Genomic DNA, 25,738 nt, shown 5'->3' with positions numbered 1-25,738 from the left:
TGGCCACTTAATCGTCCAAGCTTAGGACAGGGCCACCCCGGCCACAATCGCAAAATGCGCCACCGGGCACCTGTCCCGGCGGCGCAGCAGAAACTTAGGACGCGTCTTCTTCAGCCTTGGCCCGGCTGGTCACGATCTCGTCGATGTGGCCCCATTCCTTGGCTTCTTCGGGGGACATAAAGTTGTCGCGGTCCAGCGCCTTTTCGACAGCTTTCTTGGTCTGGCCGGTGTGTCTGACGTAAATATCGTACAACCGATCCTTGAGCTTTTGAGTTTCAGCCGCATGAATCATGATGTCCGACGCCTGGCCCTGATACCCACCCGAGGGTTGGTGAACCATGATCCGGCTGTTGGGCAGCGAGAAACGCATCCCTGCCTCACCACCTGCCAGCAGCACGGACCCCATCGACGCCGCCTGCCCAATGCAGAGCGTGCTGACCTTGGGTTTGATGTACTGCATGGTGTCGTAGATCGACAGACCGCTGGTCACTACGCCACCGGGCGAGTTGATATAAAGGCTGATTTCCTTGCTCGGATTTTCTGCCTCAAGGTGCAGTAGCTGGGCCACGATCAGATGGCTCATCCCGTCATGGATCGGGCCGTTGATGAAAATGATCCGCTCCTTCAACAGGCGCGAGAAGATGTCGTAAGCCCGCTCGCCACGGCTGGTCTGTTCGACCACCATGGGCACGAGGTTCATGTAGGTTTCAACTGGGTCTCTCATAATCCGCCTGCCTGTTGTTGTCGTCGTCTTACCGAAAAGGTCTTACCTGAGTCTTAGTATCGGCCTTGGGGGGCTGCAAGGGCTGGCGGGGAATTAGGGTTTGGGTGACGGCGCTAGAATGCGGGCAGGATGCCGCCCAGCGCAGGCGACGTCAACGCGGCATGCAGGAAATCCGGCCTTGCGCCGAACCCTGCAAGGTCGCGCCGCGTCTCACTGTACAGAGACAAAATCTGTGAAATGTCACCCCGTCGGTCAAGACGCCCCGCCTGCGCGCGACACGCGGCTCAGTCGGTCTTGCCGTTGTCGCGCTCCTGAATCCGGCGTGCATGGTAGCGTTGGAAATCTTCATCGCTGTCCAGAAGATAGCGCTTTTCGTTGACCCAGGTCAGCATGTCCAGCGTGGTCCCGACACCGAATGCGCCGGGCACGATCGTCACAGCCGCTTCGTCCGCCGAAAGGTCGTCGCCAACCTCCTGAGGCAGGAACATCATGGTCGGCGTAAAGAGCAGCCGCCACTTGCGCGCCATGTCCTTTTCGCTCAGCACTTCGCCATCGAAATCGGTCACTTCGATATCGCCATGCAGGTTTAGCTGCACAACAAAATAGTTCTCGCTCAGGTAGTCATGTACCGCCGGGGTCGGAAACACCTCTTCGTGCATCTTGGTGCAATAGATGCAGCCGCGCTGTTCAAAGATCAGCATCAGGCGCTTGCCCTCGGCATTGGCTTCGTCCAGATCCTCGCGCAGGTCTTTGAAGGTGTCGCGCATCCAGTCCGCCTTGTGCAGGCCGTCGTCGCCCAGCTCGACCGCTCTTGCGCCCCCCGTCATCAAACATACCGCTGCGGCCAATCCGATCAGGCCTCGTGCCATTGCAGTTTTCATCCACCCTCTCCCTATGTCGGAAATCTTGCCGGGCCTCATCCTATCGCGGCGAACCCTGGAAACCAGCGCAGCATCGCATCTGCCAGCAGGTTCATACTATTTGTCGCGATGAGTATAGCAAAGATCAGCAGCATAACGCCCATCACTTTTTCGACGACCCCCATGGCCCGGCGATGCCGTGCGACCCAGCGCAGGAACGGCCCAGAAAACAGCGCCGCCACGACAAACGGCGCCGTCATTCCGGCGCCGTAAACCGCCAGCAGCAGTCCGCCGCGCGCGATGTCCCCCATGCCACTGGCAATCATCAGGATCGACGCCAGCGCAGGCCCGACACACGGCGTCCAGCCAAATCCAAACGCCAGCCCCATCACATAGGCACCAATCAGCGTCGTCGGCTCGGTCGTGCTTTCGACGCGGGCCTCTCGGTACAGGATTGGCACTCGGATCACGCCCAAGAAATGCAGGCCAAAGATTGCCAGCACCGCCGCAGCCACATAGCCCAGCGGTTCACGCCAATCGGCAAAGGCCCGCCCCAGCGCCGTCGCCCCCATGCCCAGCAGCACAAAGATCGTCGTGACCCCCAGCGCAAACAACACCGCCTGCGTGACCAGCCGCCGCTGCGCCCCGACAGCAAGGCCGTGATCGTCGCGCAGCTCGGCCATGCTCAGCCCCGCCATGTAGCACAGGTAAAATGGCACCATCGGCAGAATGCATGGGGTAAAAAAGCTAAGTAGCCCGGCCAGCGCCGCCCCGGCAAAGGTGATATCCAGCATGCCCGCCCCATTTCCGTCTGTTGGTTCTGTCGGCTGCCCGCCTAGCTGCAAACGGGGAGGCCGGGCCTTGATCCCGTCTCATCGCAACATTACTTATGAATATGATGATACGTCAATCAGGCTACCGAATGACCCGACATATTTTTCCTGCCCTCATGCTTTGGGCCATGACTGCGGTCGCAACACCCGCGCTGGCCGATCCGCGCCTTGTGATGGTTGAACAGCCCGGCTGCGTCTATTGCGCCCGCTGGGATGCAGAAATCGCGCCGATCTACCCCAAAACCGCCGAGGGTCGCTTTGCCCCTCTCCTGCGCGCCGATCTGCGTGCGGATCCGCCGGATGGCATCATCTATGACCGGCCAGTGTCGTTCACTCCCACGTTCGTCCTGATCGACGATGGCCACGAACTGGCCCGGATCGAAGGCTATCCGGGCGACAATTTCTTCTGGTCCTTGCTGGAACAGATGCTGCGCGACCACACCGGATTTGAACCCGCCCCATCCTGATCTGGTGACGGGCTTCCCTTTGGTCGCGCTACGACTGGCACTTGGGACTGTGATGTCCTAAGACGTCGGCATCCGCCCCAGATCAAGAGATGTTTCGATGCCCCGCGCCACGTTTTTTGTGATCCTCGCGCTGTGGGGGGCCGGGCTGGGGGCTGCGGGGCAATTTGCCAAGATTTCTGTGGCCTTTCCAGCGCTCGCATTGATCTATCCGCAGGCCGGAGCAAGTCTGGGGTTTGCAGTATCCCTGCTCAGCCTTGTCGGACTGTTGCTCGGTGTCGTTGCCGGGATGATCGTGGCACGGCTGGGCTATCGGCGGATGCTGCTGAGTGGACTGATGCTGGGCGCGGCACTGTCGATGCTACAGGCGCTGCTGCCACCGCTACCGGTGTTCTTGCTCAGCCGTCTGGCCGAGGGACTGTCGCACCTGGTGATTGTCGTGGCAGCTCCGACGCTGATCGCTGAACTGGCGCCAGACCGTTGGCGCGCCGGTGCCATGACCTTGTGGAGCAGTTTTTTCGGTGTCGCCTATGGCCTGGCCGCGTGGCTTGGCCTGCCGCTGATCGACCAGTTCGGACCGGGGGCACTGCTGGCGGTACATGGGGGCTACATGGCGCTGATGGCGCTGTTGCTCTGGTCGGTGCTGCCAGTACGGTCGCTTGCCACACCACAGCCGCTGCCGGGTTGGCGCGACATCCTGCGCCAACATGGCACCATCTACCAGTCCCCCCGGATCGGCGCTGCGGGGTTGGGTTGGCTCTGCTATACGCTGACCTTTGTGTCGCTGCTGACGGTGCTGCCGATGGTGCTCGGGCCGCAAGCACCGCCCTGGTTGACGGGTGTACTGCCACTGACGTCAATCGCCGTATCGCTGGTGCTGGTTGCGCCGCTGTTGCGGGTCGTGCCTGCGGTGCCGGTGGTGATCGCGGGGTTCGCGCTCTCTGCTCTTGGCACCTTGCTGGTCTGGAGCCTGCCAGGCGCGCTCTGGCCGCCGATCCTGCTGTTCGGGGCGCTGGCGCTGGTGCAGGCGGCAAGCTTTGCCGCGATCCCGCAGCTGAACGATACGCCGTCGGCCCGGGCGCTGGCCAACGGCGCAGTGGCGCAGATGGGCAATATGGGCAACCTCGCCGGGACCCCGGTTCTGTTGGCGGCGCTGGCACTGGCCGGGCCGGGTGGCGGACTGGCATTTATATTTCTAAGCTACGCCTGTGGTCTGGCCCTGCATGTCTGGCTGGCCCGGCGCCGCCGCGTCTGAGCAGAAGGCTCAGACGCGGCGAGTCAGGACATCTCGGCCAGCCGCGCCACATAGCGCGCCAGTGTATCAATTTCGAGGTTCACAAGATCGCCCTCCTGCACATCCCCCCAGGTTGTCGCAACCTTGGTATGAGGGATAAAGTTGATACCAAAATCGCAATCATTGACCTCGTTGACGGTCAGCGACGTACCGTTCAGCGCCACTGACCCCTTGGGGGCGATAAACCGCGCCAGAGCGCGCGGCGCGCGCAGGGTGACGCGGGTGCTGTCGCCTTCGTCGCGCACGGAAATCACCTCGGCCTGACCGTCGACATGGCCAGACACAATATGCCCGCCCAGCTCGTCCCCGACCTTGAGAGCGCGTTCCAGATTCAGCCGATAGCCAACCGACCAGGCGCCAAGGTTGGTCTTGCTCACTGTCTCGGCACTGATCTGTACATCAAACCAGTCGGTGCCCAACGCCACCACAGTCAGACATACGCCATTGCAGGCAATCGACGCGCCGATGTCGATGCCGCCCGTCTGGTAACCGGTCGCGATCCGCGACCTGAGATCGCCGCGCTGCTCAAGCGAGCGGACTTCGCCAATATCGGTGATGATCCCGGTAAACATCTGATCCTGCGTCCTTTTCCTGCCACACAATATGACTTTTTGCCCGCGGCCTTAATTTTGTCGCAGAGGCGCGCTACACATCTTTTCTGAGTGAGTGGATAGTGCCCCGACATGACCAACGCAACCGGCCAGAAACGCTGTTTTTTGTTCCTTCAGGGACCACATGGCCCATTTTTTCATCGCCTCGGCAAGATGCTGCGCAAGACCGGAGCAGAAGTCTGGCGCGTTGGCTTCAATGCTGGTGATCGGGCATTCTGGTTCCACCGCGACAGCTATCTGGCCTATACTGGCGATGCAGATGGCTGGCCTGACCGGTTCCGCCAGATCCTGGAACAGAAACACATCACCGACATCGTGCTGTATGGCGACACCCGCCCGGTTCACGCTCAGGCAGTTGCCATCGCCAAGGCACGCGGCCTGACCGTTCATGTGTTCGAAGAGGGCTATATGCGCCCCTATTGGGTGACCTACGAACGCGATGGCAGCAACGGCCATTCCCGACTGATGCAGATGTCGGTGACCGACATGCAAGACGCGCTCAAGCTGTCGGAAATGGAGGCCCCCCTGCCCCCGGCCCATTGGGGGGATATGCGTCAGCACATATTCTACGGCGCGCTGTATCATTGGTTTGTGATGTTTCGGAATGGAAAATATCGCAACTTCCGGCCCCACCGCGCGATCCCGGTCACAACGGAATTCCGGTTGTATGTCAAACGCCTGTTGCTGATGCCGATGACCGCGCTTGACCGGATTGCCGCCACGATGCGCATCCGGATGGGCGGGTTTCCCTACCATCTCGCTCTGCTGCAACTCGAACATGACAGCTCGTTCCAAAAGCATTCGCCCTTTGCCTCGCTGACCGATTTTCTGGCGCTGGTAATCGAGGGGTTCGCCCGTGGCGCCCCCGGCCACCACCATCTGGTGTTCAAGGCGCATCCGCTCGAAGATGGCCGCGTGAATGTGCGCCGTGCGGTCCGCGACCTGGCCGCACACCATGGCGTCGCGGATCGCGTGCATTACGTGCGCGGAGGCAAGCTGGCGCAGCTGCTCAACGATGCGCGCACCGCTGTCACTGTCAATTCGACGGCTGCGCAGCAGGTCTTGTGGCGTGGCATCCCGCTCAAGGTGTTCGGCGACGCGGTGTATGCCAAACCCGAATTTGTGTCAGATCAACCCATGGCTGAATTTTTCAGCGCGGCATCGCGACCGGACAATCGCGCCTACAAAGATTACCGACGCTATCTGCTTGAAACATCACAGCTTCCTGGTGGCTTCTATTCTGCGCGCGGGCGACGGCAACTGCTGCGTCAGGTGGTGGACATGATGCTGTCACCCGATGATCCCTATGACGCACTGCGCCGTGGGACCGCGGCTCCTCGGCAACAGTTGCGCGTGGTGCACTAAGACCTGGCCATTCAAAGGCTTTATTTTGCTGACAGATTCCCCTAGCGTAAAAGAAAAAGTCTGAGGCAGAATAATAACAGGTCGAGGAGACCGAGCAGTGAAACGAACTCCCTCCCGTTGGGCGCGGTCCGTCGCCCTTCTGGCTGCGGTGTCAGTTCTGGCATCTTGCGGCCTGCCACGCGTTGGTCCCAACAAACGTGAAATTTTTGCCGGCTCGGTTCAGCGCGAAGGCGATGCGTTTATCGTAGCCGTCAACGACCGTGTCACCCGCGCCACCGCGATTGTACCCGCGCTTGGCTTTTCCGAGGCATTCAAAAACGCCGGTGTCGTCGGTTCCGACGTGATCAATCCCGGCGATACGCTGGGTCTGACCATCTGGGAAAACGTCGACGACGGATTGCTGGCGGCGGATGCGACCAATTCCACCGCACTCGAAGAGGTGCAGGTCGATGGCTCTGGCTTTATTTTTGTACCCTATGCCGGGCGGATCAAAGCTGCGGGCAATTCACCCGAAGCGATCCGCCGTGTGATCACCCAGCGGCTCGAAGATCAAACACCTGATCCGCAGGTACAGGTGCGCCGCCTTGCCGGGGACGGCTCCACCGTCAGTCTGGTGGGTGCGGTCGGTGGTCAGGGCGTCTATGCGATTGAACGTCCCACCCGCACCCTGTCGGCAATGCTGGCCCGGGCCGGCGGCGTGACCATCGTCCCCGAGATTGCCCAGGTCACCGTCCAGCGCGGCGGCGAGAGCGGCAAGATCTGGTTCCAGGACCTTTACGAACATCCCGGCATGGACATCGCACTGCGCGGCGGCGACAAAATCCTGGTTGAGGAAGACACCCGCGCCTTTACCGCCCTGGGTGCCACCGGGACTCAGGCCCGCGTTCCGTTTGAAACCCAAACCCTGTCGGCAGTCGAAGCCATCGCCCAGGTTGGTGGCCTGCTGACTTCCTCTGCGGATCCCACCGGCGTCTTTATCTTCCGCAACGAACCGGCAGAGATCGCCAATCAAGTGATGGGACGCACGGATCTGATCGGCGAACAACGGATGGTCTATGTTCTGGACCTGACCGAACCCAATGGCCTGTTCATGGCGCGTGATTTTGTCGTGCGTGATCAGGATCTACTGTATGTGACCGAAGCGCCCTTTACCCAGTGGGACAAGACGATTGCCGCGCTGACCGGGTCACTTTCGGCAGTCAGCACAGTCACAACCGCATCAACTGCGCTGAGCGGGGGCTGACTTCTGTGCCCGGAAACGGGCCCGAGCACCGGGATGACGGGGGGGAAACCCTCCGGCGCCTGTGCGTTTACAACGGCGGTTTTCTGACACAACCACGGTTGCGGCGCATATTGGCGCTGGCCGGGTATCGCGTGGCGCTGGGACTGCCGCGCGACGACGATATGATCGGCGTCTGGGGCGAGTCGCCGACAGCCCACCGGGGCGAAGCGATCGCTGCACGCCACAAAACACCCCTGTTGCGGATCGAGGATGCCTTTCTACGCTCGCTCCATCCGGGTCGCGCGGGTGAACCACCCGTCGGGCTGATGCTGGATCGTCGTGGTGTGCATTTCGACGGGCGCACCCCATCGGATCTTGAGCATCTTCTGGCTACACACCCACTGGACGACAGCGCGCTTCTGGACCGCGCCCGGGCGGCCATCGCCTGGATGCAGGCGGCCCATCTGACCAAATACGCTGCGGTTGATCCAACCCTGCCCGTGCCCGAACCCGGCTATGTGCTGGTGATCGACCAGACCCGTGGTGATGCATCGGTCACAGCAAGCAACGCCGACCGCGCCCGGTTTATCGAGATGCTGGTCTATGCCCAAGAGGAACATCCCGGCGCACGTGTGGTGATCAAAACCCACCCCGAGACCCGCGATGGCCATCGCGCCGGGCATTTTACCGACGCCGATACCAATACCCGCGTCACGCTGCTCGACACGCCAGTGTCGCCCTGGACGCTGCTTGAGGGGGCGGTGGGCGTCTACACCGTGTCGTCGCAACTGGGGTTCGAAGCAATCCTGGCCGGCCATCGCCCCCGCGTCTTTGGTCAACCGTTCTATGCCGGATGGGGGTGGACCGACGATGACCGCCCGGTGCCGCGCCGCGAACGCAAGCTGACGCGGGCGCAGCTCTTTGCCGGGGCGATGATCCTTTATCCGATATGGTACGACCCGCATTTTGATCGGCGTTGTGAGATCGAGGATGTGTTGGCGCATCTCGACGCCCGCGCCCGCGCCTGGCGCGAGGATCACCTCGGCTGGGTGGCGCGAGATATCCGGCTTTGGAAACGGCGGCCATTCCAGCAGTTTTTTGGGCGCGACACCCGGATGATCTTTGAAAACGACGCGGCGGCCGCCCGCGTCAAAGCCTATCAGACCGGACGTGGCCTCATGGTGTGGGCGGGCAAAGCCACCCCAACCGAGGATGTCACCCGAATCGAAGACGGTTTTTTGCGTTCGCGCGGCCTCGGTGCTGAATTAGTGCCGCCGCTGTCATTGGTGAGTGACGATCTTGGCATATATTATGATCCGACGCGGCCCTCGCGGATTGAGGCACTGATCAGTGCCAGCGTCAAACTGCGTCCGGATCAACTGGCCCGCGCTTTGGCCCTGATCCGGTTGCTGGTGCGTGGCGGGGTGTCAAAATACAATCTGGGTGGCGATGTTCCCCCCCTGCCCGCAGGCCACCGCATTCTGGTCCCCGGACAGGTCGAAGATGACGCGTCGATTCTGCGTGGCAGCCCGGACCTTCGGTGCAACACCGACCTGTTGCGCCGTACGCGAGAGGCAAATCCGACGGCCAAGATCCTATTCAAGCCGCATCCTGATGTCGTCGCCGGGCTACGGCCTGGCACGGTTGCCCTGCCCGAACTATGGGCCGATATCGTCATCGACGATGCGGATATGGGCGCGTTGCTGAATGTGGTGGATGAGGTCTGGACCATGACCTCGCTCACCGGGTTTGAGGCACTGTTGCGCGGCTGCCGCGTCGTGACGCTGGGCGCCCCGTTCTATGCTGGCTGGGGTTTAAGCCGCGACCTTGGGCCGGTGCCGGCGCGACGTGCCGCGCGCCCCGCACTTGAGGGATTGGTGCATGCCGCGCTGATCGACTATCCGCGCTACCGCGATCCGGTAACCGGTCTGCCCTGCGCGGCCGAAGTGGTGGCACAGCGTCTGCGCAACGGTCAGGTGCCGCGTTCGGGGCCGTTAAACCGATCCCTGTCGAAGTTGCAGGGCCTTCTGGCCAGTCAGGCGCATTTTTGGCGACCTTAGCGCATTTGGATATGCCGCATTTTGCGTATTTTTTAAGAGAAGAAGCGGGGGCGGCGCGATTATTCGAGTGTCCAAGCCCTTTCGCAGCGGTTTGTCAGCTCGTGCGTCGACGCCATCTATGTAGCACATCAGCCCCAACTGCTCGAGTTTCCGTCAGATCAAAGCGCGGCGCGGCGGTTAGGCGATCCAGGCCCATCGCGCCCAGACTTGGCTGGCCTTCTGCACCAATTGCCAGTCCGGCGGTAAAGCCGACCAGCGCGTCAACCAGATCCGCCGACAGCAATGTTGCGGCCAAGGTACCGCCCCCTTCGCAAAACACTCGCGTCAGACCGCGATTTCCGAGCGCCTGAAGCACAGATGCTGCGTTGACCTGTCTGCCGTTTTTTGAGCAGGGGATCAGCGTCGCTCCCAACCCTTCCCACGCTTTGCGGAGTTCAGAGGGCGCATCGGGGCCGTGGCAGATCCAAACCGGTATGTCGCGCGCAGTACGTGCCAGCTGCCCCATCAATGGCAGGTCGATCAACCGCGAGACAACCACGCGCACCGGCTGTCGCATTTCGCCAAAACCGCGCACCGTCAGCGCGGGATCGTCCATTCGTGCAGTTCCTGCCCCAACCATCACCGCATCATGGCGCGCCCGTTCGCCGTGGACCAACGCCCGCGCTGCGGGTCCGGTGATCCAGCGACTTTCGCCCGTCGCGGTGGCAATCCGCCCGTCAAAGCTGCTGGCGAGTTTCAGTGTCACAAAGGGCCGCCCTGCCCCGGTCCGCAGGAAGAAACCTGCATGATCGCGCGCGGCCTCTTTGGCAAGAATCCCGCAGGTAACCTCGATCCCGGCGGCCCGTAGCATGGCAAACCCTTTGCCGGAGACGCGCGGGTCGTTATCCTCCAGCGGCGCCACCACACGGCCGACACCAGCCTGGATCAGTGCCGTAGCGCAGGGCGGAGTCTGACCCTGATGCGCGCAGGGTTCCAGTGTGACATATGCCGTTGCGCCGTGCGCTGCACGCTGAGCCTGCGCGAGCGCCACAGTTTCGGCATGAGGGCGACCGCCGGGTTGCGTCCAGCCGCGCCCGACGATCCTGCCGCCTTGGACGATCACGCAGCCGACGGCGGGATTTGGCCAGCATTGCCCCATGCCCCGTCGGCCCAAGCCCAGCGCATGAGCCATATGGCGGGCATCGTCCACCAGCATTTCTCGGCTCACTTTTCTGGTGGAGCTTCGGGTCGCAATTCGCTGACAAATTTGTCAAAATCGTCCGCAGCCTGAAAATTCTTGTAGACGGACGCAAACCGCACATAGGCCACGGTGTCGATCCGCGCCAACGCCTCCATCACGATCTCGCCGATCTGTTTGGAGGGAATATCGGTCTCGCCCATCGACTCGAGACGTCGCACGATGCCGCTGATCATCTGGTCCATCCGATCGGGTTCGATCGGACGTTTTTGCAGCGCGATACGGATCGAGCGCTCAAGCTTGTCGCGGTCGAAATCTTCGCGTCGCCCGTTGGTCTTGATCACCACCAAATCGCGCAACTGCACCCGTTCGTATGTCGTGAACCGCCCGCTACAAGCCGGACAAAATCGCCGCCGACGGATCGAAACATGATCCTCGGCCGGGCGGGAATCCTTGACCTGTGTGTCCATATTTCCGCAAAACGGGCAGCGCATGGGCCGTCCCCCTTTTTCTTTTCTGTCGTCTCTGCCTCTGGCAATGGGGTTGTCCCCCACTTATCCACAGCCACTATAGGGGCTCCGCCAGAATTTGGGTAGCATGAAAATGTCGACGCTAGATCATGGTGGAAAACGCAGACCCAGACCGGAAATAATGCGCTGTCAACTGCTCAGATGTGCAGCGACCTGACGCCGGTGCGGGGTCGCGCGATGTTCAAACACATAGATCCCCTGCCAGGTGCCCAGCGCCATAGCCCCGTCAGTCACCGGAATCGACAGCGACACCGGCAGCAACGCCGCCTTGATATGGCCCGGCATATCGTCCGGCCCTTCATAGGTGTGGGCCAGGTAGGACATGCGCGGATCGTTCGTCGGCGGAACCAACCGATGAAAATATGCCTGCAAGTCGCGGCGCACCTCCGGGTCGGCGTTCTCCTGAATCAGCAGACTGGCCGAGGTGTGGCGGATGAACAAGGTCAGCAGCCCGGACCCGCGCACCCAATTCGCCACCTCACGCGTGAATTCATAAAGCCCCGGTCCAGCCGTCGAAATTGTGAACGTCGTCTGTTCTATCATCGGCTTTCCAACTTGCATCTCCGTGCTACGCTGCGGTCGGCCCGCGTCACCGGGATGCGGCAACCCACCACATGGAGGCCACAATGAATGAGATGACACCACAGCCCCGCCTGACGGCCAAGGATTTTGACCCCGCGTTGCTGGAACTGTACGATTTCTACGCCCATGGTCATATCACCAAACGTGAATTCCTGGATCGCGCGGGCAAGTTTGCCGTCGCCGGGCTGACCGCCACCACCATCCTTGGCATGATGTCTCCTAATTATGCCCTGGCGGAACAGGTTTCGTTCAACGATCCTGACATTACGCCGGAATACATCACCTACCCGTCGCCAAACGGACATGGCGAGGTACGCGGCTATCTGGTTAAACCCGCTAACGCGTCGGGTCCCCTGCCCGCCGTGGTGGTCATCCACGAGAACCGCGGGCTGAACCCGTACATCGAGGATGTGGCCCGCCGTGTCGCCAAGGCAGGCTTTATCGCGCTTGCTCCTGACGGGCTCACCTCGGTTGGCGGGTATCCCGGTAACGACACAGAGGGGCGCGAATTGCAGCAGACAGTCGATGGCGAAAAGCTGATGAATGATTTCTTTGCCGCCTACGAATTCATGGCGGCCAGCGATGATACCACGGGCAAAGTCGGCTGCGTCGGCTTTTGTTATGGCGGCGGAGTCTGCAACGCCTTGGCCGTGGCCTATCCGGAGCTTGGCGCCTCAGTGCCGTTCTACGGACGTCAGGCAGCCGACGGGGATGTGCCCCGCATTCAGGCACCCCTGCTGATCCAGTACGCCGAACTGGACGAGCGCGTGAACGCGGGCTGGCCGGATTACGAGGCCGCACTCAAAGCCAATGATAAAACGTACACGGCCCATATTTACCCCGGCGTGAACCACGGGTTCCACAACGATTCAACGCCGCGCTACGATGAGGAGCAGGCCGGGATTGCTTGGGACCGGACAATCGCGTTCTTTAATGAGCATCTTACCTAACTGTCTGTCACCTGAACTGTGCGTCGTGCGGCTCTAGCGCACGACGCAATCCACTGTCGGAAGATCGTCGGAAAAGTTAAACAATATGGGCGATCCATTGTCGTAAACCGCTGGCATTTGTGCGACTTGTGAAAGTGTCGCCCTGCATTCTGCCAGCTCATTTGCTGCAACTTCGATCTCGATCACAGTTGGACCATCGTTCCCGAGCGCCTCAGTCGCGGCCCATGCAGCCGCCGCCGCACAGCTTAGCGCCGTGGCGCAGAGGGTCAGCTTTACAGTAGCTCTTGTCATGGGGACGCTCCTTTGCTTGTTACAAGACGAACGTCCCTGATCCGACAAAGGTTCCCGATCGGAACCCGACGTAAGAAGTTTAGGTGAATCGCCAGACGATCAGGGCAACAATCACGATCATTCCCAGACACAGGCAAAACAGACCCAGATATGCAACTTTGGCCTGCTGCCACATCGGCTTGGTCGAATAACAAGAGCCACAATGTCCGCCGCTCCAGCGCATTTTGTGGCCGCAATCTATGCATTGATAAACACGAAAGGTCATGGCTAGCGCACCCTTACCTGTTTGTTCTAATTGCCTGCGGCCCGTCGCCCCTGACAAATGTTCCGTAAATTTTACCCGCACCCAAAGCACTTGGGTACGTTCATAACCCGCAGAGCGCAGGCCCAAAATGAAGCGCGCCGATTTTCATTCAATATCTACCAATTTCCGCTTTTCAACGTCGATCAGCGGGCAAATTGCGCAGATTTGCACAATTGGTGGTCGCACAGAAATCTTGTGCGTCAACACCTGCCACTCTCAGTCCGTCGATTTACCGCACCTACCCTAGCCAAAAAAAAACGGCAGGCTCCACACTGGAACTTGCCGTTTCAATCAGGATTCCGGCTGATCAGCGATCAATCGGGCTACTGGTCCAGGAAAGACCGCAACTTGCGCGACCGCGACGGATGCTTGAGCTTGCGCAACGCCTTTGCTTCGATCTGACGGATACGTTCGCGGGTCACGCTGAACTGCTGACCGACCTCTTCGAGAGTGTGATCCGTGTTCATGCCAATGCCGAACCGCATCCGCAGGACCCGCTCTTCGCGCGGCGTCAACGACGACAGCACCCGTGTCGTGGTTTCCTTCAGGTTCTCCTGAATCGCGCTTTCAAGTGGCAGGACCGCATTCTTGTCCTCGATGAAATCGCCAAGCTGGCTATCTTCCTCGTCCCCGATCGGGGTCTCAAGAGAAATCGGCTCTTTGGCGATCTTCATCACCTTGCGAACCTTTTCCAACGGCATCTGGAGCTTTTCGGCCAGTTCTTCGGGCGTCGGCTCACGACCAATCTCGTGCAGCATCTGGCGACCGGTGCGCACCAGCTTGTTGATCGTCTCGATCATGTGAACCGGGATACGAATGGTGCGGGCCTGATCGGCGATCGACCGGGTGATCGCCTGACGAATCCACCATGTGGCGTAGGTCGAAAACTTGTAGCCGCGACGATATTCGAACTTGTCCACGGCCTTCATCAAGCCGATGTTACCTTCTTGAATAAGATCAAGGAATTGCAGGCCGCGGTTCGTGTATTTTTTGGCGATTGAGATAACAAGACGCAGGTTTGCCTCGACCATCTCTTTTTTGGCCTGACGAGCCTCTTTCTCGCCTTTCTGCACTTGTTGAACAATGCGGCGGAACTCACTGATATCCAAGCCAACATACTGGCCAACCTGGGCCATTTCGGCGCGAAGTTCCTCGACCTTCTCGCTTGATCGCTCGATGAACATCTGCCAGCCGCGCCCGGCCTTCTCGGCCATCCGCTCCATCCAATTCGGGTCCAGCTCGCGGCCCCGATACTCATCGACAAATTCGCGACGGTTGATGCGAGCCTGATCCGCCAGCTTCACCATCGCGCTGTCGATCGACATGATGCGTTTGTTGATGCCATAAAGCTGGTCGATCAGTGCCTCGATCCGGTTGTTATGCAGGTGCAATTCATTCACCAGCAGCACAATCTCAGAGCGTAGTTTCTGATAACGACCTTCGTCGGCGGCACTGAATGATTTGTCCTCGTTCAGTGTGGCCGAGATTCGGCTATCCTGCATTTCAGCAAGTTCTTCGTAGTCGCGCGCGATCTGGTCAAGCGTTTCAAGAACCCGCGGCTTAAGCGCAGCCTCCATCGCGGCCAGCGACATGTTGGCCTGTTCATCGTCGTCATCGTCGTCGTCGTCGCTGATCGGATTGCCGTCGGCGTCCAACTCACTTTCGCCGCTGCCGCCTTCGGCTTTGGGGGTTTCGACCGCGCCGGGTTGCACGACCGGCTCGTCAATTTCGCCCTCTTCGCCCAACTGGTTGCCGAATGTCGTCTCAAGGTCGATGACGTCACGCAGCAAAATGTCCTCGGACAGCAATTCGTCGCGCCAGATCGTGATCGCCTGAAAGGTAAGCGGGCTCTCGCAAAGCCCGGCGATCATTGTGTTTCGCCCGGCTTCGATCCGCTTGGCGATGGCGATCTCGCCCTCGCGGCTGAGCAGTTCGACCGACCCCATCTCACGCAGATACATCCGCACCGGATCATCGGTGCGGTCCAGCTTTTCGCTGGTGCCGGAGGACAGCGCCACTTCCTTGTTCGACGAGGCGTCGACCAGATCGGTGGAGCCTTTGTCCTCCTCCTCGCCTTCCTCGTCTTCAGTGACCTGGATGCCCATTTCGGACAGCATCGACATCACGTCCTCGATCTGGTCCGATGAGACCTGATCCGGCGGCAGCACTTCGTTCAGCTGATCATACGTGATGTAGCCGCGTTCGCGCGCATCGGCGATCATCTTTTTGACCGCTGCCTGGCTCATGTCGAGGGAAACCTCGTCATCCTGAACTTCGGCTTTTGCGTCTTCGTTATCTTTGGCTGCCATATGGCTCTCCTGTCGGGGACGCGCGACCTGCGGTGATTCGATTCGTTTGATCCGACTCAATAGCGCGGTCTGATGATTCGCACACCCGTTTACCCTGATTTGTTTACCTAATCGTACCCGAATTAGGAAGATTTCCGTGGTTTGCCACCTCGTGTGACATCGATCGAATCAAAAATCGCCCTGCTGCGCTGTAACTCTTCCGAGTCCATTTGCACCCCATTCTCGGCCGTTACGTAGTCGGCACTATCCTCGTCCTGTGCCCGCCCGGCTGCGAACGGCGCCTCGGCGGCGCGCCCCAGCCGGTATGTCAGGCTCTCGTCTGCCAGATCGGCTTGCAGGTCCTCACCCGCCTCGGCAATCTCGACCGCCTGACCGCGATGCGCTTCGAGCTTGGCGAATTCCTCGGTCACCGTTTTGCGCGCCAGCACCATATTCCCCGGAGAGCGCAAGCAGGGCGTAATGGCCACGTGGCGTGCCGAGAGCAGATTATCAAGGGCTTCATGCCCGACATGCGCCGCAACCAGCTGACGGATTTCCGTTTCTGTGTTCCCTGCGCCACGCAGCAGCGCCTCGCGCAGACGCGAATGGATTGGATTGGCGCAGGTCATCGCCGCGATCTGTGTCTCGAACGCTTCGATAAGTTCGGGTGCGGACAAAAGCGCCGCCAAGATCACCGCTTCGCGCAATTGGTCTTGGCCATTGGCACCGCCTGACACCAGCAGCGACGCCTTGGTGCTGGCGGTTGGCGGCTGCGGCACATCCTTGCCCCAAGTCCGCCGCTGGCCGGGTCGGCGCGTGGCAGAGCCGGGCCGCTGCCGAAACAGCGCCCAGCGCAGTTGCTTGATCTCTTCGCCGTAATGACCGCGCAGACTGGGATCCTGGATCAGCTTGATCTTTTCGCGCAGCGATTTATCCAATGCGGCCTTGCGCTCGGGGCTATCGAAGACCCGCCCCTCAGTTTCGCGGCGCCACAACAGCTGCACCATCGGCAGCGCCCCATCGAGCACCTTTTTCACCGCGCTGGCCCCTTCGGCACGAATCAGGTCGTCGGGGTCCTTGCCCTGTGGCATCAGGGCAAAACGCAGCGACTTTCCCGCCTCAAGCAGCGGCAGCGCCAGATCAATGACCCGATGCGCCGCGCGTAACCCGGCAGTGTCGCCATCCAGCGCCACAATCGGTTCATCCGAGATCCGCCAGAGCAGTTGCAACTGAGTCTCGGTTACCGCCGTGCCCAACGGCGCCACGACGGCGCCAAAGCCGCCCTCGACCAACGCAATCACATCCATATAGCCTTCGGCCACGATCAGCGGCTGGCCCTTGCCCGCCGCCTCACGCGCGGGGGCGTGATTGTAAAGATTGCGGCCCTTGTCGAATAGCAGCGTCTCGGGCGAGTTCAGGTATTTGGCATTATCGTTCGGGTCCATCGCGCGTCCGCCAAAGGCGATGCAGCGGTCGCGCCCGTCGCGGATCGGGAACATGATGCGATTGCGAAAGACATCATAGGGCTTGCCGCCCTTGGACGATGACTTGGCCAACCCCGCATCCATGATCAGATCTTCTGCCACGCCTTTGTTGCGCAGCGCGTCCCACAGACCCTGCCAGCCATCGGGCGCAAATCCGATGCCAAAGCGGTCCTGCGTTTCCACCCTGAGCCCACGCCGGTCAAGATAAGCGCGCGCAGCCGCCGCTGCGCCAGTACGCAATTGCAGCCGGTAATAGGCCAGCGCCTGTTCCATCACCTCGGCCAGTTGTGTCCTCCGATCCGCCTTGACCTGCGCCTGCGGGTCGCGTTCGGGCATCGGCATCCCGGCTTCGCCCGCCAGAATACGGATTGCTTCCATGAAATCGACATTCTCGGTCTCTCGCACAAACGAGATGGCGTCGCCCTTGGCGTGACAGCCAAAGCAATAATAATAGCCCTTGCGGTCATCTACGTGGAAGGACGCGCTTTTTTCCTGATGGAACGGGCACGGCGCCCACATGTCGCCCTTGCCCTGATTGGACTTGCGACTGTCCCACATCACCTTGCGCCCGACCACAGCCGAAAGGCTGATGCGGGTGCGCAATTCGTCAAGGAAACCGGGGGGCAGACTCATGAGGGCGATTATCAGGCCCGGCGGGGCCAGAGTCGAGAGGGCAAAAGCCGGGGCGCAACGTCACCGAACCTGACAATACTATTGCGCGAGGCAGGCCGCAGACCAACTTTCGCCGACCGCATCCCCCAATTGATCCTCTGGCAGGGTGTAGACCCAGGCCACCACAGCCGGCACAACCCCAGCATAGGCACTTGTATCAGCGTCCAGCGCGTCCACGACCAATTGTTCGGCTTTGACGGCGGCAACTCCGCTCTGACGGGCCGCAACGACCTGCATCACCATCTCGGCCTGATCGCCACACATCGCAGCCTTGTCCTGAGCAAAGGCAGGTGCGGTCGTCAGTGCGCACAACAGAGCGGTACAAGTCGTGATCTTCATTTTGGGCAAACCTCGGTCATGTCGCGTGTCTGCCCCAGTACCTAGTAGATCGCCACGCGACTGTCACCCATCCGACCGGCGCATTACCGCTGACATGGCCGCATGCAAATCGTGCACCAACGTGCCCGCCATCGACCGAAAGGCCATGATCTGGAATGTTTCCGGCCCCAGCCGCGTGACCGAAACCGTCATATGTGCCAATAAACTGCGCACGGTATGCCCAGGTTTGAACACCGCCGGGCGCAGGTCCACCGGCACCAGACGCGCCAGCACGTCCTCCGCGCCGATCCCATCAAGGCGCACAACAGCCCAGGCGTCGGACTGATCCACCATCACGCAATGTTGTCCGAGCGCGATATCCGGCTCTGGCCCCAGCAGCATCGCCTGATCAAGCCCGGTCCAGACCACGCGCGCGCCATCCCCCCCTGTGGCCCGCCCCGATACAGGAAATCTCATGCCATGCGCCGTCTGCAGCGCCTCGGACAATGCATCCGCCTGCCCCATCCACGGCGACAAAGCGGTGATGCGGCCGGGGTCGACCTCTCTCAGTGTCAGTCCACCGCATGCCAGCGGCAAAAGCCCCTCACACGGTGTTATTGCGGTCAGTTCAACCACGCATCCGTCCCCCACTCTGGTCATAGGCCATGGGATCGGTGACTTCGCACAGCGTATCGACTCCGCGCAGCGCGTCCAGCAACCGCACACGCTGGCCGATACGTGCGCGCCCATCCCGCAGGAAGCCCAGCGCCAGCCAACAGTCCAACGTCGGCGACCAACAAACGCTGGTGACGTACCCCTCGTCCGTTTCCCGCGCCACATTCGCCCCCTCGGCGAACAGATGCGCTCCGGCGGTCACGGTGCCGTCGGCCACCGGGCGCAGGCCCACCATCTGCTGCCGCCGAACGCCGGTCAGACCGGGGCGCTCTGACATCACCTTGCCAATACAGTCCTTTTTGGCGCTGACCATCCGCCCCATTCCAATGTCGAATGCCGTGGTCCGGCCATGAATCTCGGCATGGGTGATGTGACCCTTTTCGATCCGCAGCACGTTCAGCGCCTCCATCCCGTAGGCACCGCCCCCTATCGCCTCGGCGCGCGCCACCAGTTCCTGAAACAGGGCCGCGCCATAGCGGGCCGGCACCGCAACCTCATAGGCATGTTCACCCGAGAACGAGATCCGAAAAAGCCGCCCCGCGACACCCAGCACAGTCGCCACGCCACAGGCCATGAACGGCCAGCCTGCATCGTCGACCGGCTCGGCCAGCAAACCGTTCAACAGCTCGCGCGATTTTGGCCCTGCGATGGCGAATTGCGCCCAGTGTTCCGTGACCGAGATCATCCGCAGATCCATCCCCGGCACATGCGTCTGATGCACGAACTCCAGATGCTTCATCACCGGACCCGCTGCCGCAGTTGTGGTGGTCATCACAAAATGATCTGTCCCCAGCCGCGCCGTCGTGCCGTCGTCCATCACATGCCCGTCTTCGCGCAGCATGAGCCCGTAGCGCACCCGCCCGACCTTCAGCGTACTGAAGGTGTTGGTGTAAACCAGATCCAGAAACTTTCCGGCATCCGGTCCCTGAAGGTCGATCTTGCCCAAGGTCGACACATCGCAAACGCCAACAGCATTGCGCACCATCGCGACCTCGCGGTCGCAGGCCTCACGCCATGTTATCTCCTGCGCGCGGGGGAAGTGGCTGGGCCGGTACCACAACCCCGCCTCGATCATCGGCGCGCCCCGCACAACGCTGCCCGCATGCGACGTCGTCAGCCGCTGCGGCGCAAACCCCATGCCCTGCGATCCCGCCCCGATGGCTGCGATACTGACCGGAACAAACGGCGGGCGAAAGGTCGTCGTGCCTGTCTCGGGCACACTGCGCCCGGTGACATCCGCCAGCACCGCCAGCGCCGCCACGTTCGAACTCTTTCCCTGATCCGTCGCCATACCCTGCGTGGTGTAGCGTTTCATATGTTCGACCGAACGGAAATTCTCGGCCGCCGCCTGCATCACATCAGCGACCGTCACGTCGTTCTGAAAATCGAGCCAGGCCGCGACCTTGCCCGGTACCTGCCACAGCGGTTGCAAACGATACGGCGCATCCTCTGCCTCGGGGGGCAAAATATCCACAGGCTTGCGTCCAAGATCGGACAGAGCGCCCTGCCCGGCCTCGATCCCCGCCATCAGGCAGCTATGGGTTGAAAAGATACCCGCACACGCCCCCGCAGCCACCAACCCCGGCACGGCACCCGGACGCGGGACAAACCCGGCAATCGCTTCGTCCCAAACGGGTCGGCCGTTCATGTGACAGGTCAGATGCACCGACGGATTCCACCCCCCCGACATTGCCAGCGCATCCACAGCCAAACGCCGCTGACCCTGCGGCGTCTTGATCGTGATCCCGGTGATACCCTGCCGCCCGCCATGGGTGCGACTGACCACCGCGCCGGCAAAAACCGGGAAGTCACCGCCAGATGCCGCATCGATACGACTGTCGACTAGGCCAACAACCTCGATCCCCGCCCTCGCCAAATCCCACGCAGTCCGGTGTGCATCGTCATTGTTGCCAAAGACGGCGACACGCTGCCCCGGCACCACGCCCCAGCGATTGAGATAGGCGCGCATCGCCCCCGCCATCAGTATTCCAGGCCGGTCGTTTTCGCCAAAGGCAACACCGCGCTCCAGCGCACCCGCCGCCAGCACTGTGCGCCGGGCCACGATCCGCCAGAAACACTCCAGCGGCAGGCCGGTCCGGTCGGCGCGGTGCTGCGCGACCCGCTCCAGCGCACCATAAGTACGTTGATCATAGGCCCCCGTGATTGTTGTTCGGGCCATCAACCGCACATTCTCCATGGCGGACAGCTCCGCCACAACATCAGCGACCCAATCCGACCCCGGCTGCCCGCCAACCTGCTCCTGCTCGGCCAGCAGCCGCCCACCCATCTCAGCGCCTTCGTCACACAGGATCACATCCGCGCCGCCCCGCGCCGCCACCAACGCGGCCATCAATCCAGTTGGCCCGGCACCAACCACCAACAGATCACAAAAAGCATAGGCCTTTTCATAGACATCATCATTTGCCCGCCCAGACAACGCCCCGAGCCCCGCGGCGCGACGAATGACAGGCTCGTAGACCCGCTCCCAAAAGGCCTTTGGCCACATAAATGTCTTGTAATAGAATCCCGCCCCCAGGAATGGCTTAGCCAGTGCATTGATCGACAAAAGATCCCATTCCAGCGACGGCCAGCGGTTTTGGCTCTGCGCTGACAATCCGTCGTACAGTTCTTGCGTGGTCGCCCGCACATTCGGATCGCGCGCCGCCCCCGCACCAATCGTCACCAGCGCGTTCGGTTCTTCGGACCCGGCGGTCAAAACGCCGCGCGGGCGGTGATATTTGAACGACCGCGCCAACAGCGTCACGTCGTTGGCCATCAAAGCCGAGGCAAGCGTATCGCCGACAAATCCGGTCATCGCCTGCCCGTCAAAACTAAACTTAACCACCTTTGACCGGTCCACCCGGCCGCTGCCCTCAACCCGCATCGCCAGTCTCCAGCCCGTCGCGCACCAGCACCGCGCCCAATACAGCGTGCGTCACCGTATTCCGCGTCACCACCAGCCAAGCCCCGCAGCCCGCCTCGTGCTGCCACAAATCGCGCGTCTCGCCCGCCTGATTGTCGCGCAGATGCACATAATCGTCCCAAGCCTCGACACCAGCCTCCGCATCAGGCCGCACCAACGCCACTCCCTGATAATAGAACTCGCGCCGGTCGCGCTCACCACAGATCGGACAGGGAAACCTCACACCAACGCTCCCGCCGCGAAAAGGGACGGAACCGCTCCGGCCCCCGGCTTCTTCTCTTCTAAAATACGCAAATTCAGACCTCTCAACTGGCGCCTAATGCAGGTTGTGTTGCGCCCCGGTGCCTTCTTCGTCCATCAGTCCGCGACCGGTGCGGAACCGGTCCAGCCGGAACCGATCGGCCGTCTCGTGCGGCCGGTCTGTCGCCAACAGATGCGCCAAGGCAAAACCCGACCCCGGCACCGCCTTGAACCCGCCATAACACCAGCCGCAGTCGATATAGAGGCCCTCGACCCCCGTCCGGTCGATGATCGGGGATCCGTCCGGTGTCATATCCATGATCCCGCCCCAGGACCGCAGCACGCGCGCCTTGCCGATCATCGGCATCAGCGTCATTGCCGCCTCCATCACATGCTCTTTCATCGGCAGGTTTCCCCGCGCGGCATAAGAACTGTAGAAATCCAGATCGCCGCCGAACACCAGCCCACCCTTGTCCGACTGGCTGATATAAAAATGCCCCATGCCAAAGCTGACCACGTGGTCGATGCATGGCTTCAGCCCCTCAGTCACAAAAGCCTGCAACACATGGCTTTCGATGGGCAATCGTATTCCGGCCATCGCAGCCACCTGCCCAGAGCGGCCCGCAACCACGATCCCAACTTTCTTGGCCCGGATCGCGCCGCGTGTGGTCTGCACGCCCGTTACAACGCCGCCCTCGATGTCGATGCCTGTCACTTCGCAGTTCTGGATCAGATCAACGCCGCGTTGATCCGCACCACGGGCATATCCCCAGGCCACCGCATCGTGCCGCGCCGTGCCGCCGCGTGGATGCAGCAGCCCGCCGTAGATCGGGAACCGGCCATTGTCGAAATCAAGGTAAGGCAGATGTCGGCGCACGCCTTCACGGTCCAGCAGCACCGCGTCATCCCCTTGCGTGATCATCGAATTGCCGCGCCGCACGAAGGCATCCCGTTGCCCATCGGAATGGAACAGGTTGATCAGCCCGCGCTGCGAATGCATGACGTTGTAGTTCAGATCCTGCTCCAGCCCCTCCCAGAGCTTGAGCGAATGCGAATAAAATTCGGAGTTTCCGGGCAAAAAGTAGTTGGCGCGCACGATGGTGGTATTCCGCCCAACGTTGCCGCCACCAAGATAGCCTTTTTCCAGCACCGCGATGTTGGTCAGCCCGTGCTCTTTCGCCAGATAGTAGGCTGTGCTTAGACCATGGCCGCCACCGCCGATGATAACCGCATCATATTCGGCCTTTGGTTCGGGATCACGCCAATGCGGGCCCCAACCTTTGTTCCCGGTCAGACCTTCTTTGAGGATGCGCAGCGCGGAAAATTTCATCGTCAACTCCGTCTCGACCCGATCATCCTAACAATCGTTCCCGGCACCAACCATGGCAATTTCCGACAAAAGGTGTCGCTTGCGAACCTTGGGCAGCCTTCAACGCGCGTAGGCTGCCGCGCGCGCCTCGGCAGTCAGCACCTGAGGCACCGCAACCGGTCGTCCGGCGGCGTCAAAGAACGGGCTTTGGCGTGCTGTGCCCGCCATGTAAGCGGCCAAAGATCGCTGCGCCAGACCACCCAGCATTCGAAGCAGACCTTTGTCCCGCCTGGGAACACCCGCGCCCGGCACTGCCATCTTGGTAAATCCATGTGTCACCACCGGACCGAAGCGATCCGTCGCACCGAACAGCGGTCGCCACATCCCTGCCAGCGGCATCCGCGAAGAGCCAACTGTATTGGCAACGGGGGTGCCACAACAACCAGCATACCACCGATGCAAACCCTTGTTCGACAGGCGCAGGCAGGCGACGTGTTCCGCCCCCCGAGTGATCGTGATCCGCGCCGGCAGAACCTGCACCAGCGGCGTGCCGCCTCCGGGCTCCAACTCATCCGAACGGCCCATATGTCGGGCAAAAGCCCGGCAATCCCGGCAATAACACACCAGATGGCAGACGTTCTGCGGCGCGACGTCATGCAGGGTGCCCGACAGCGCGCCACATCGACAGGCAAACCCAAGATCTCGGTCCAATGTGCCACCTTTTCTATAGCTGCCGCAGGGTCGCGGCGATATGGCCAGCATTCACGATTCGCCCCGCCGCGAAAAGTCTGGATCGTGTCATCGTGACGGGACCAAACGCGTGCCCCCACTCATCGGGTGTTGTTGGCCCGAATGAGCAATTCAACTGGATGGTCTCGTGCCTGCCAAACCCTTGCTCCGGCGCACGACGATGAAAGCGCCGTGATGCCCTCAGCGATCCGATTGAAATCCCGCCTCGGCCATCAGCTGGTCTGAGGTGGTTTCAACATCAAGCTCAAGCTGCGACAGGAACGCATCCCGCGACATACCTGCAGAAATGCGTGGCAGGAATTCCACCACGGCAACGCCCGGCTTGCGGTAAATCCCGCGCTTGGGCCAGAACACGCCGACGTTCGTCGCCACCGGCACGCAATCCTGTCCCAACTGCTCGTATAATACCGCCGTGCCTACCTTGTAGGGGGCCTTGACCCCTGGTGCGACCCGCGTGCCCTGCGAATAGATGATCAACTGACCGGGATTGGCCACCCCTGCCGCCACATCCGCCACCATCTTTTTGATTGCCGCACCACGCTTGCCGCGGTTGACGGATACGCAGCCGATCCGCATCGCGTATTGACCGATAATCGGAGTCCACATGATCTCTTGCTTCATGATGAACTTGCCCGCAGGCACCGCACCAAAAATCATCAGAATATCGAGAAAGGATTGATGCTTGGCCGCGACGATCACTTCATCCTGCGGCGGCGTGCCGCGCACTTCGGTGCGCAGGCCGGTCATCCAGCCCAGCGTCCAGCGGACCCAGCGGCAATAGGTCAGGCAGGCCAGACGCGCCCCCCGTGGCGAAACCAGCGCCCAGGGCAGGAACGCCAATCCGATCACCGCCATCGCCAGATACATCTGCACATTGAACAGCAGCGACCGCAGCCATTGCACCGCATATCCCATCAGGCCAGCCCCTCCAGCACCCGCCGCGCCGCCGCCTGCGTCGCCAGCAGCGCGACCAGCGCCGCCACAAGCGGTACACATAGCGGCCAGATCCAATGCCAGCCAACAAACCCCAACCCGGTCAATACGCCGCCAGTGTCACCGGCGCCCGGCATCAGCAGCACTGCAATAATGCCCAGCGCGGTTCCGGCAGCGGCACCGATCATGGACCGCCCGGTAAATCGACGCACAAACGCCCCGGCGATATAAGAGTCCGTTGCCCCCACCAGCCGAAGCACCGCAATCACCTGCGCATTGGCGGCAAGTGCAGCATGCGCCGCCAGCGTGATCATCGCCGCCATTGCGCCGCCAATCAACGCAATCGACACCCATCCCAGCAGGCGCAACCGCGACGCCGCCGCGACCAGTGGTCGCCGCCAACGGGTGTGATCATCAAGTACAGCACCAGGCACCTCGGCTGACAGCCGCAGCCGCAGCCCTGCGGCGTCATATCCTGCATCGGTCTCGATCACCTCGACCAGTTGTGGCACCGGCAGGCTCTCGACCGGCAAATCCGGGCCGAACCATGGTTCAAGCAGCACGCGCTGCTCGTCCGCGCTAAGTGCGCGGGCCTGAGCCACCCCCGGCGTCGTCTCAAGCACCCGCAAGGCGGCGGCGGTCTGGGTTGCCATCTCTTCGACCGGGGCAGAAATCCGCACCGTCGAAGACCGCGCCAGCGCCTCTCCCCAGCTGGTCGCCAGCCGTCCAGAGGCCAGCGACAGAGCCAATGCAAAGACCGCAAGGAACGCCATCGCGGCGGCGCTGAACAACGTCAGCCGCACGGTGAACCCAGAGGGCGGCACCACCCGGTCGGCGGCCGCATCGCGTGACATCACACCATACAGGACTGACAGGTTC

Annotated in this window: 24 protein-coding genes; 6 read left to right on the top strand and 18 right to left on the bottom strand. The window is 61.4% G+C overall.

Annotated elements, in window-relative coordinates; translation table 11 throughout:
* Positions 1-94: 94 nt before the first annotated feature.
* The 3 genes from IMCC21224_RS06575 to IMCC21224_RS06565 all read right to left on the bottom strand — a co-directional run bounded on the left by IMCC21224_RS06575 (position 95) and on the right by IMCC21224_RS06565 (position 2,378).
* On the bottom strand, positions 95-724 hold the full coding sequence (locus tag IMCC21224_RS06575) for an ATP-dependent Clp protease proteolytic subunit (protein WP_047994669.1): 630 nt from the start codon (positions 722-724) through the stop codon (positions 95-97).
* A 284-nt stretch (positions 725-1,008) separates the two neighbouring features.
* Complete coding sequence (locus tag IMCC21224_RS06570; protein ID WP_047996928.1) at positions 1,009-1,593, bottom strand: thioredoxin family protein; 585 nt, start codon at positions 1,591-1,593, stop codon at positions 1,009-1,011.
* 47 nt (positions 1,594-1,640) lie between these two features.
* Positions 1,641-2,378: a cytochrome c biogenesis CcdA family protein gene (locus IMCC21224_RS06565; protein ID WP_047994668.1), complete on the bottom strand. Its 738-nt coding sequence runs from the start codon at positions 2,376-2,378 to the stop codon at positions 1,641-1,643.
* 128 nt (positions 2,379-2,506) lie between these two features.
* Between IMCC21224_RS06565 and IMCC21224_RS06560 the strand changes: the two genes are divergently transcribed.
* Complete coding sequence (locus IMCC21224_RS06560) at positions 2,507-2,884, top strand: thioredoxin fold domain-containing protein (protein ID WP_047996927.1); 378 nt, start codon at positions 2,507-2,509, stop codon at positions 2,882-2,884.
* A gap of 97 nt (positions 2,885-2,981) precedes the next feature.
* Positions 2,982-4,136 carry an MFS transporter gene (locus IMCC21224_RS06555; RefSeq protein ID WP_047994667.1) on the top strand — a complete coding sequence of 385 codons (1,155 nt, stop codon included), beginning with the start codon at positions 2,982-2,984 and terminating at the stop codon, positions 4,134-4,136.
* Between the two features lie 23 nt (positions 4,137-4,159).
* Here the strand turns inward: IMCC21224_RS06555 and IMCC21224_RS06550 are convergent, their stop codons facing one another.
* Entirely contained in the window at positions 4,160-4,747 is a 588-nt protein-coding gene (locus IMCC21224_RS06550; protein ID WP_047994666.1) for a riboflavin synthase, read from the bottom strand.
* 111 nt (positions 4,748-4,858) lie between these two features.
* Between IMCC21224_RS06550 and IMCC21224_RS06545 the strand changes: the two genes are divergently transcribed.
* The 3 genes from IMCC21224_RS06545 (at position 4,859) to IMCC21224_RS06535 (ending at position 9,433) form a co-directional block, all read left to right on the top strand.
* Complete coding sequence (locus tag IMCC21224_RS06545) at positions 4,859-6,151, top strand: capsule biosynthesis protein (protein WP_047994665.1); 1,293 nt, start codon at positions 4,859-4,861, stop codon at positions 6,149-6,151.
* A gap of 97 nt (positions 6,152-6,248) precedes the next feature.
* Positions 6,249-7,394 carry a polysaccharide biosynthesis/export family protein gene (locus IMCC21224_RS06540; protein WP_047994664.1) on the top strand — a complete coding sequence of 382 codons (1,146 nt, stop codon included), beginning with the start codon at positions 6,249-6,251 and terminating at the stop codon, positions 7,392-7,394.
* A 98-nt stretch (positions 7,395-7,492) separates the two neighbouring features.
* On the top strand, positions 7,493-9,433 hold the full coding sequence (locus tag IMCC21224_RS06535) for a capsular polysaccharide biosynthesis protein (RefSeq protein WP_082135300.1): 1,941 nt from the start codon (positions 7,493-7,495) through the stop codon (positions 9,431-9,433).
* 94 nt (positions 9,434-9,527) lie between these two features.
* Here the strand turns inward: IMCC21224_RS06535 and ribD are convergent, their stop codons facing one another.
* The 3 genes from ribD to IMCC21224_RS06520 all read right to left on the bottom strand — a co-directional run bounded on the left by ribD (position 9,528) and on the right by IMCC21224_RS06520 (position 11,683).
* Positions 9,528-10,604 carry a bifunctional diaminohydroxyphosphoribosylaminopyrimidine deaminase/5-amino-6-(5-phosphoribosylamino)uracil reductase RibD gene (gene ribD, locus IMCC21224_RS06530; RefSeq protein WP_047996926.1) on the bottom strand — a complete coding sequence of 359 codons (1,077 nt, stop codon included), beginning with the start codon at positions 10,602-10,604 and terminating at the stop codon, positions 9,528-9,530.
* A 32-nt stretch (positions 10,605-10,636) separates the two neighbouring features.
* Positions 10,637-11,104 (bottom strand): transcriptional regulator NrdR, encoded by a 468-nt coding sequence (gene nrdR, locus IMCC21224_RS06525; protein WP_047994662.1) that lies wholly within the window; start codon positions 11,102-11,104, stop codon positions 10,637-10,639.
* 165 nt (positions 11,105-11,269) lie between these two features.
* Complete coding sequence (locus IMCC21224_RS06520; protein WP_047996925.1) at positions 11,270-11,683, bottom strand: secondary thiamine-phosphate synthase enzyme YjbQ; 414 nt, start codon at positions 11,681-11,683, stop codon at positions 11,270-11,272.
* Between the two features lie 92 nt (positions 11,684-11,775).
* On the opposite strand from IMCC21224_RS06520, the gene yghX reads away from it, so the two are divergent.
* A complete protein-coding gene (gene yghX / locus IMCC21224_RS06515; RefSeq protein WP_047996924.1) occupies positions 11,776-12,672 on the top strand; it encodes a YghX family hydrolase in 897 nt (298 codons plus the stop codon).
* Positions 12,673-12,705: 33 nt separating this feature from the next.
* Here the strand turns inward: yghX and IMCC21224_RS06510 are convergent, their stop codons facing one another.
* From IMCC21224_RS06510 to IMCC21224_RS06460, 11 genes are all read right to left on the bottom strand, one after another.
* Positions 12,706-12,963, bottom strand: a complete 258-nt coding sequence (locus IMCC21224_RS06510; RefSeq protein ID WP_047994661.1) for a hypothetical protein — start codon at positions 12,961-12,963, stop codon at positions 12,706-12,708.
* A gap of 627 nt (positions 12,964-13,590) precedes the next feature.
* Positions 13,591-15,576 (bottom strand): RNA polymerase sigma factor RpoD, encoded by a 1,986-nt coding sequence (rpoD, locus tag IMCC21224_RS06505; RefSeq protein ID WP_047994660.1) that lies wholly within the window; start codon positions 15,574-15,576, stop codon positions 13,591-13,593.
* A gap of 122 nt (positions 15,577-15,698) precedes the next feature.
* Positions 15,699-17,672 carry a DNA primase gene (gene dnaG, locus IMCC21224_RS06500; protein ID WP_047994659.1) on the bottom strand — a complete coding sequence of 658 codons (1,974 nt, stop codon included), beginning with the start codon at positions 17,670-17,672 and terminating at the stop codon, positions 15,699-15,701.
* 78 nt (positions 17,673-17,750) lie between these two features.
* Positions 17,751-18,050: a hypothetical protein gene (locus IMCC21224_RS06495; RefSeq protein ID WP_047994658.1), complete on the bottom strand. Its 300-nt coding sequence runs from the start codon at positions 18,048-18,050 to the stop codon at positions 17,751-17,753.
* A 63-nt stretch (positions 18,051-18,113) separates the two neighbouring features.
* A complete protein-coding gene (locus tag IMCC21224_RS06490; protein ID WP_047994657.1) occupies positions 18,114-18,665 on the bottom strand; it encodes a sarcosine oxidase subunit gamma in 552 nt (183 codons plus the stop codon).
* A complete protein-coding gene (locus IMCC21224_RS06485) occupies positions 18,658-21,588 on the bottom strand; it encodes a sarcosine oxidase subunit alpha family protein (protein ID WP_047994656.1) in 2,931 nt (976 codons plus the stop codon). The genes IMCC21224_RS06490 and IMCC21224_RS06485 overlap by 8 nt, the downstream gene beginning before the upstream one ends.
* The gene (locus IMCC21224_RS06480; protein WP_047994655.1) at positions 21,578-21,850 is read right to left on the bottom strand and encodes a sarcosine oxidase subunit delta; all 273 of its coding nucleotides are present in this window, start codon (positions 21,848-21,850) and stop codon (positions 21,578-21,580) included. Before IMCC21224_RS06480 ends, IMCC21224_RS06485 begins: the two co-directional genes overlap by 11 nt.
* A 93-nt stretch (positions 21,851-21,943) precedes the next feature.
* Positions 21,944-23,197, bottom strand: a complete 1,254-nt coding sequence (locus IMCC21224_RS06475; RefSeq protein WP_047994654.1) for a sarcosine oxidase subunit beta family protein — start codon at positions 23,195-23,197, stop codon at positions 21,944-21,946.
* 99 nt (positions 23,198-23,296) lie between these two features.
* Positions 23,297-23,887 (bottom strand): DUF6151 family protein, encoded by a 591-nt coding sequence (locus IMCC21224_RS06470; protein ID WP_047994653.1) that lies wholly within the window; start codon positions 23,885-23,887, stop codon positions 23,297-23,299.
* A gap of 219 nt (positions 23,888-24,106) precedes the next feature.
* On the bottom strand, positions 24,107-24,841 hold the full coding sequence (locus tag IMCC21224_RS06465) for a 1-acyl-sn-glycerol-3-phosphate acyltransferase (RefSeq protein WP_047994652.1): 735 nt from the start codon (positions 24,839-24,841) through the stop codon (positions 24,107-24,109).
* The gene (locus IMCC21224_RS06460) at positions 24,841-25,713 is read right to left on the bottom strand and encodes an ABC transporter permease (protein ID WP_047996923.1); all 873 of its coding nucleotides are present in this window, start codon (positions 25,711-25,713) and stop codon (positions 24,841-24,843) included. Before IMCC21224_RS06460 ends, IMCC21224_RS06465 begins: the two co-directional genes overlap by 1 nt.
* Between the last annotated feature and the right edge of the window lie 25 nt (positions 25,714-25,738).

Source organism: Puniceibacterium sp. IMCC21224 (assembly GCF_001038505.1).
Classification (GTDB): Bacteria; Pseudomonadota; Alphaproteobacteria; order Rhodobacterales; family Rhodobacteraceae; genus Puniceibacterium.
This window is presented reverse-complemented; position numbering and strand designations above follow the sequence as displayed.

Bases quoted from the DNA above. Each gene is read 5' to 3' on its own strand.
- nrdR (WP_047994662.1), bottom strand. From the start codon at position 11,104: ATGCGCTGCCCGTTTTGCGGAAATATGGACACACAGGTCAAGGATTCC.
- IMCC21224_RS06460 (WP_047996923.1), bottom strand. From the start codon at position 25,713: ATGTCACGCGATGCGGCCGCCGACCGGGTGGTGCCGCCCTCTGGGTTC.
- IMCC21224_RS06575 (WP_047994669.1), bottom strand. From the start codon at position 724: ATGAGAGACCCAGTTGAAACCTACATGAACCTCGTGCCCATGGTGGTC.
- IMCC21224_RS06475 (WP_047994654.1), bottom strand. From the start codon at position 23,197: ATGAAATTTTCCGCGCTGCGCATCCTCAAAGAAGGTCTGACCGGGAAC.
- IMCC21224_RS06560 (WP_047996927.1), top strand. From the start codon at position 2,507: ATGACCCGACATATTTTTCCTGCCCTCATGCTTTGGGCCATGACTGCG.
- IMCC21224_RS06555 (WP_047994667.1), top strand. From the start codon at position 2,982: ATGCCCCGCGCCACGTTTTTTGTGATCCTCGCGCTGTGGGGGGCCGGG.
- IMCC21224_RS06465 (WP_047994652.1), bottom strand. From the start codon at position 24,841: ATGGGATATGCGGTGCAATGGCTGCGGTCGCTGCTGTTCAATGTGCAG.
- IMCC21224_RS06570 (WP_047996928.1), bottom strand. From the start codon at position 1,593: ATGGCACGAGGCCTGATCGGATTGGCCGCAGCGGTATGTTTGATGACG.
- IMCC21224_RS06520 (WP_047996925.1), bottom strand. From the start codon at position 11,683: ATGATAGAACAGACGACGTTCACAATTTCGACGGCTGGACCGGGGCTT.
- IMCC21224_RS06485 (WP_047994656.1), bottom strand. From the start codon at position 21,588: ATGCGGGTTGAGGGCAGCGGCCGGGTGGACCGGTCAAAGGTGGTTAAG.
- IMCC21224_RS06565 (WP_047994668.1), bottom strand. From the start codon at position 2,378: ATGCTGGATATCACCTTTGCCGGGGCGGCGCTGGCCGGGCTACTTAGC.
- ribD (WP_047996926.1), bottom strand. From the start codon at position 10,604: ATGGCTCATGCGCTGGGCTTGGGCCGACGGGGCATGGGGCAATGCTGG.
- IMCC21224_RS06510 (WP_047994661.1), bottom strand. From the start codon at position 12,963: ATGACAAGAGCTACTGTAAAGCTGACCCTCTGCGCCACGGCGCTAAGC.
- IMCC21224_RS06550 (WP_047994666.1), bottom strand. From the start codon at position 4,747: ATGTTTACCGGGATCATCACCGATATTGGCGAAGTCCGCTCGCTTGAG.
- IMCC21224_RS06495 (WP_047994658.1), bottom strand. From the start codon at position 18,050: ATGAAGATCACGACTTGTACCGCTCTGTTGTGCGCACTGACGACCGCA.
- dnaG (WP_047994659.1), bottom strand. From the start codon at position 17,672: ATGAGTCTGCCCCCCGGTTTCCTTGACGAATTGCGCACCCGCATCAGC.
- IMCC21224_RS06545 (WP_047994665.1), top strand. From the start codon at position 4,859: ATGACCAACGCAACCGGCCAGAAACGCTGTTTTTTGTTCCTTCAGGGA.
- rpoD (WP_047994660.1), bottom strand. From the start codon at position 15,576: ATGGCAGCCAAAGATAACGAAGACGCAAAAGCCGAAGTTCAGGATGAC.
- yghX (WP_047996924.1), top strand. From the start codon at position 11,776: ATGACACCACAGCCCCGCCTGACGGCCAAGGATTTTGACCCCGCGTTG.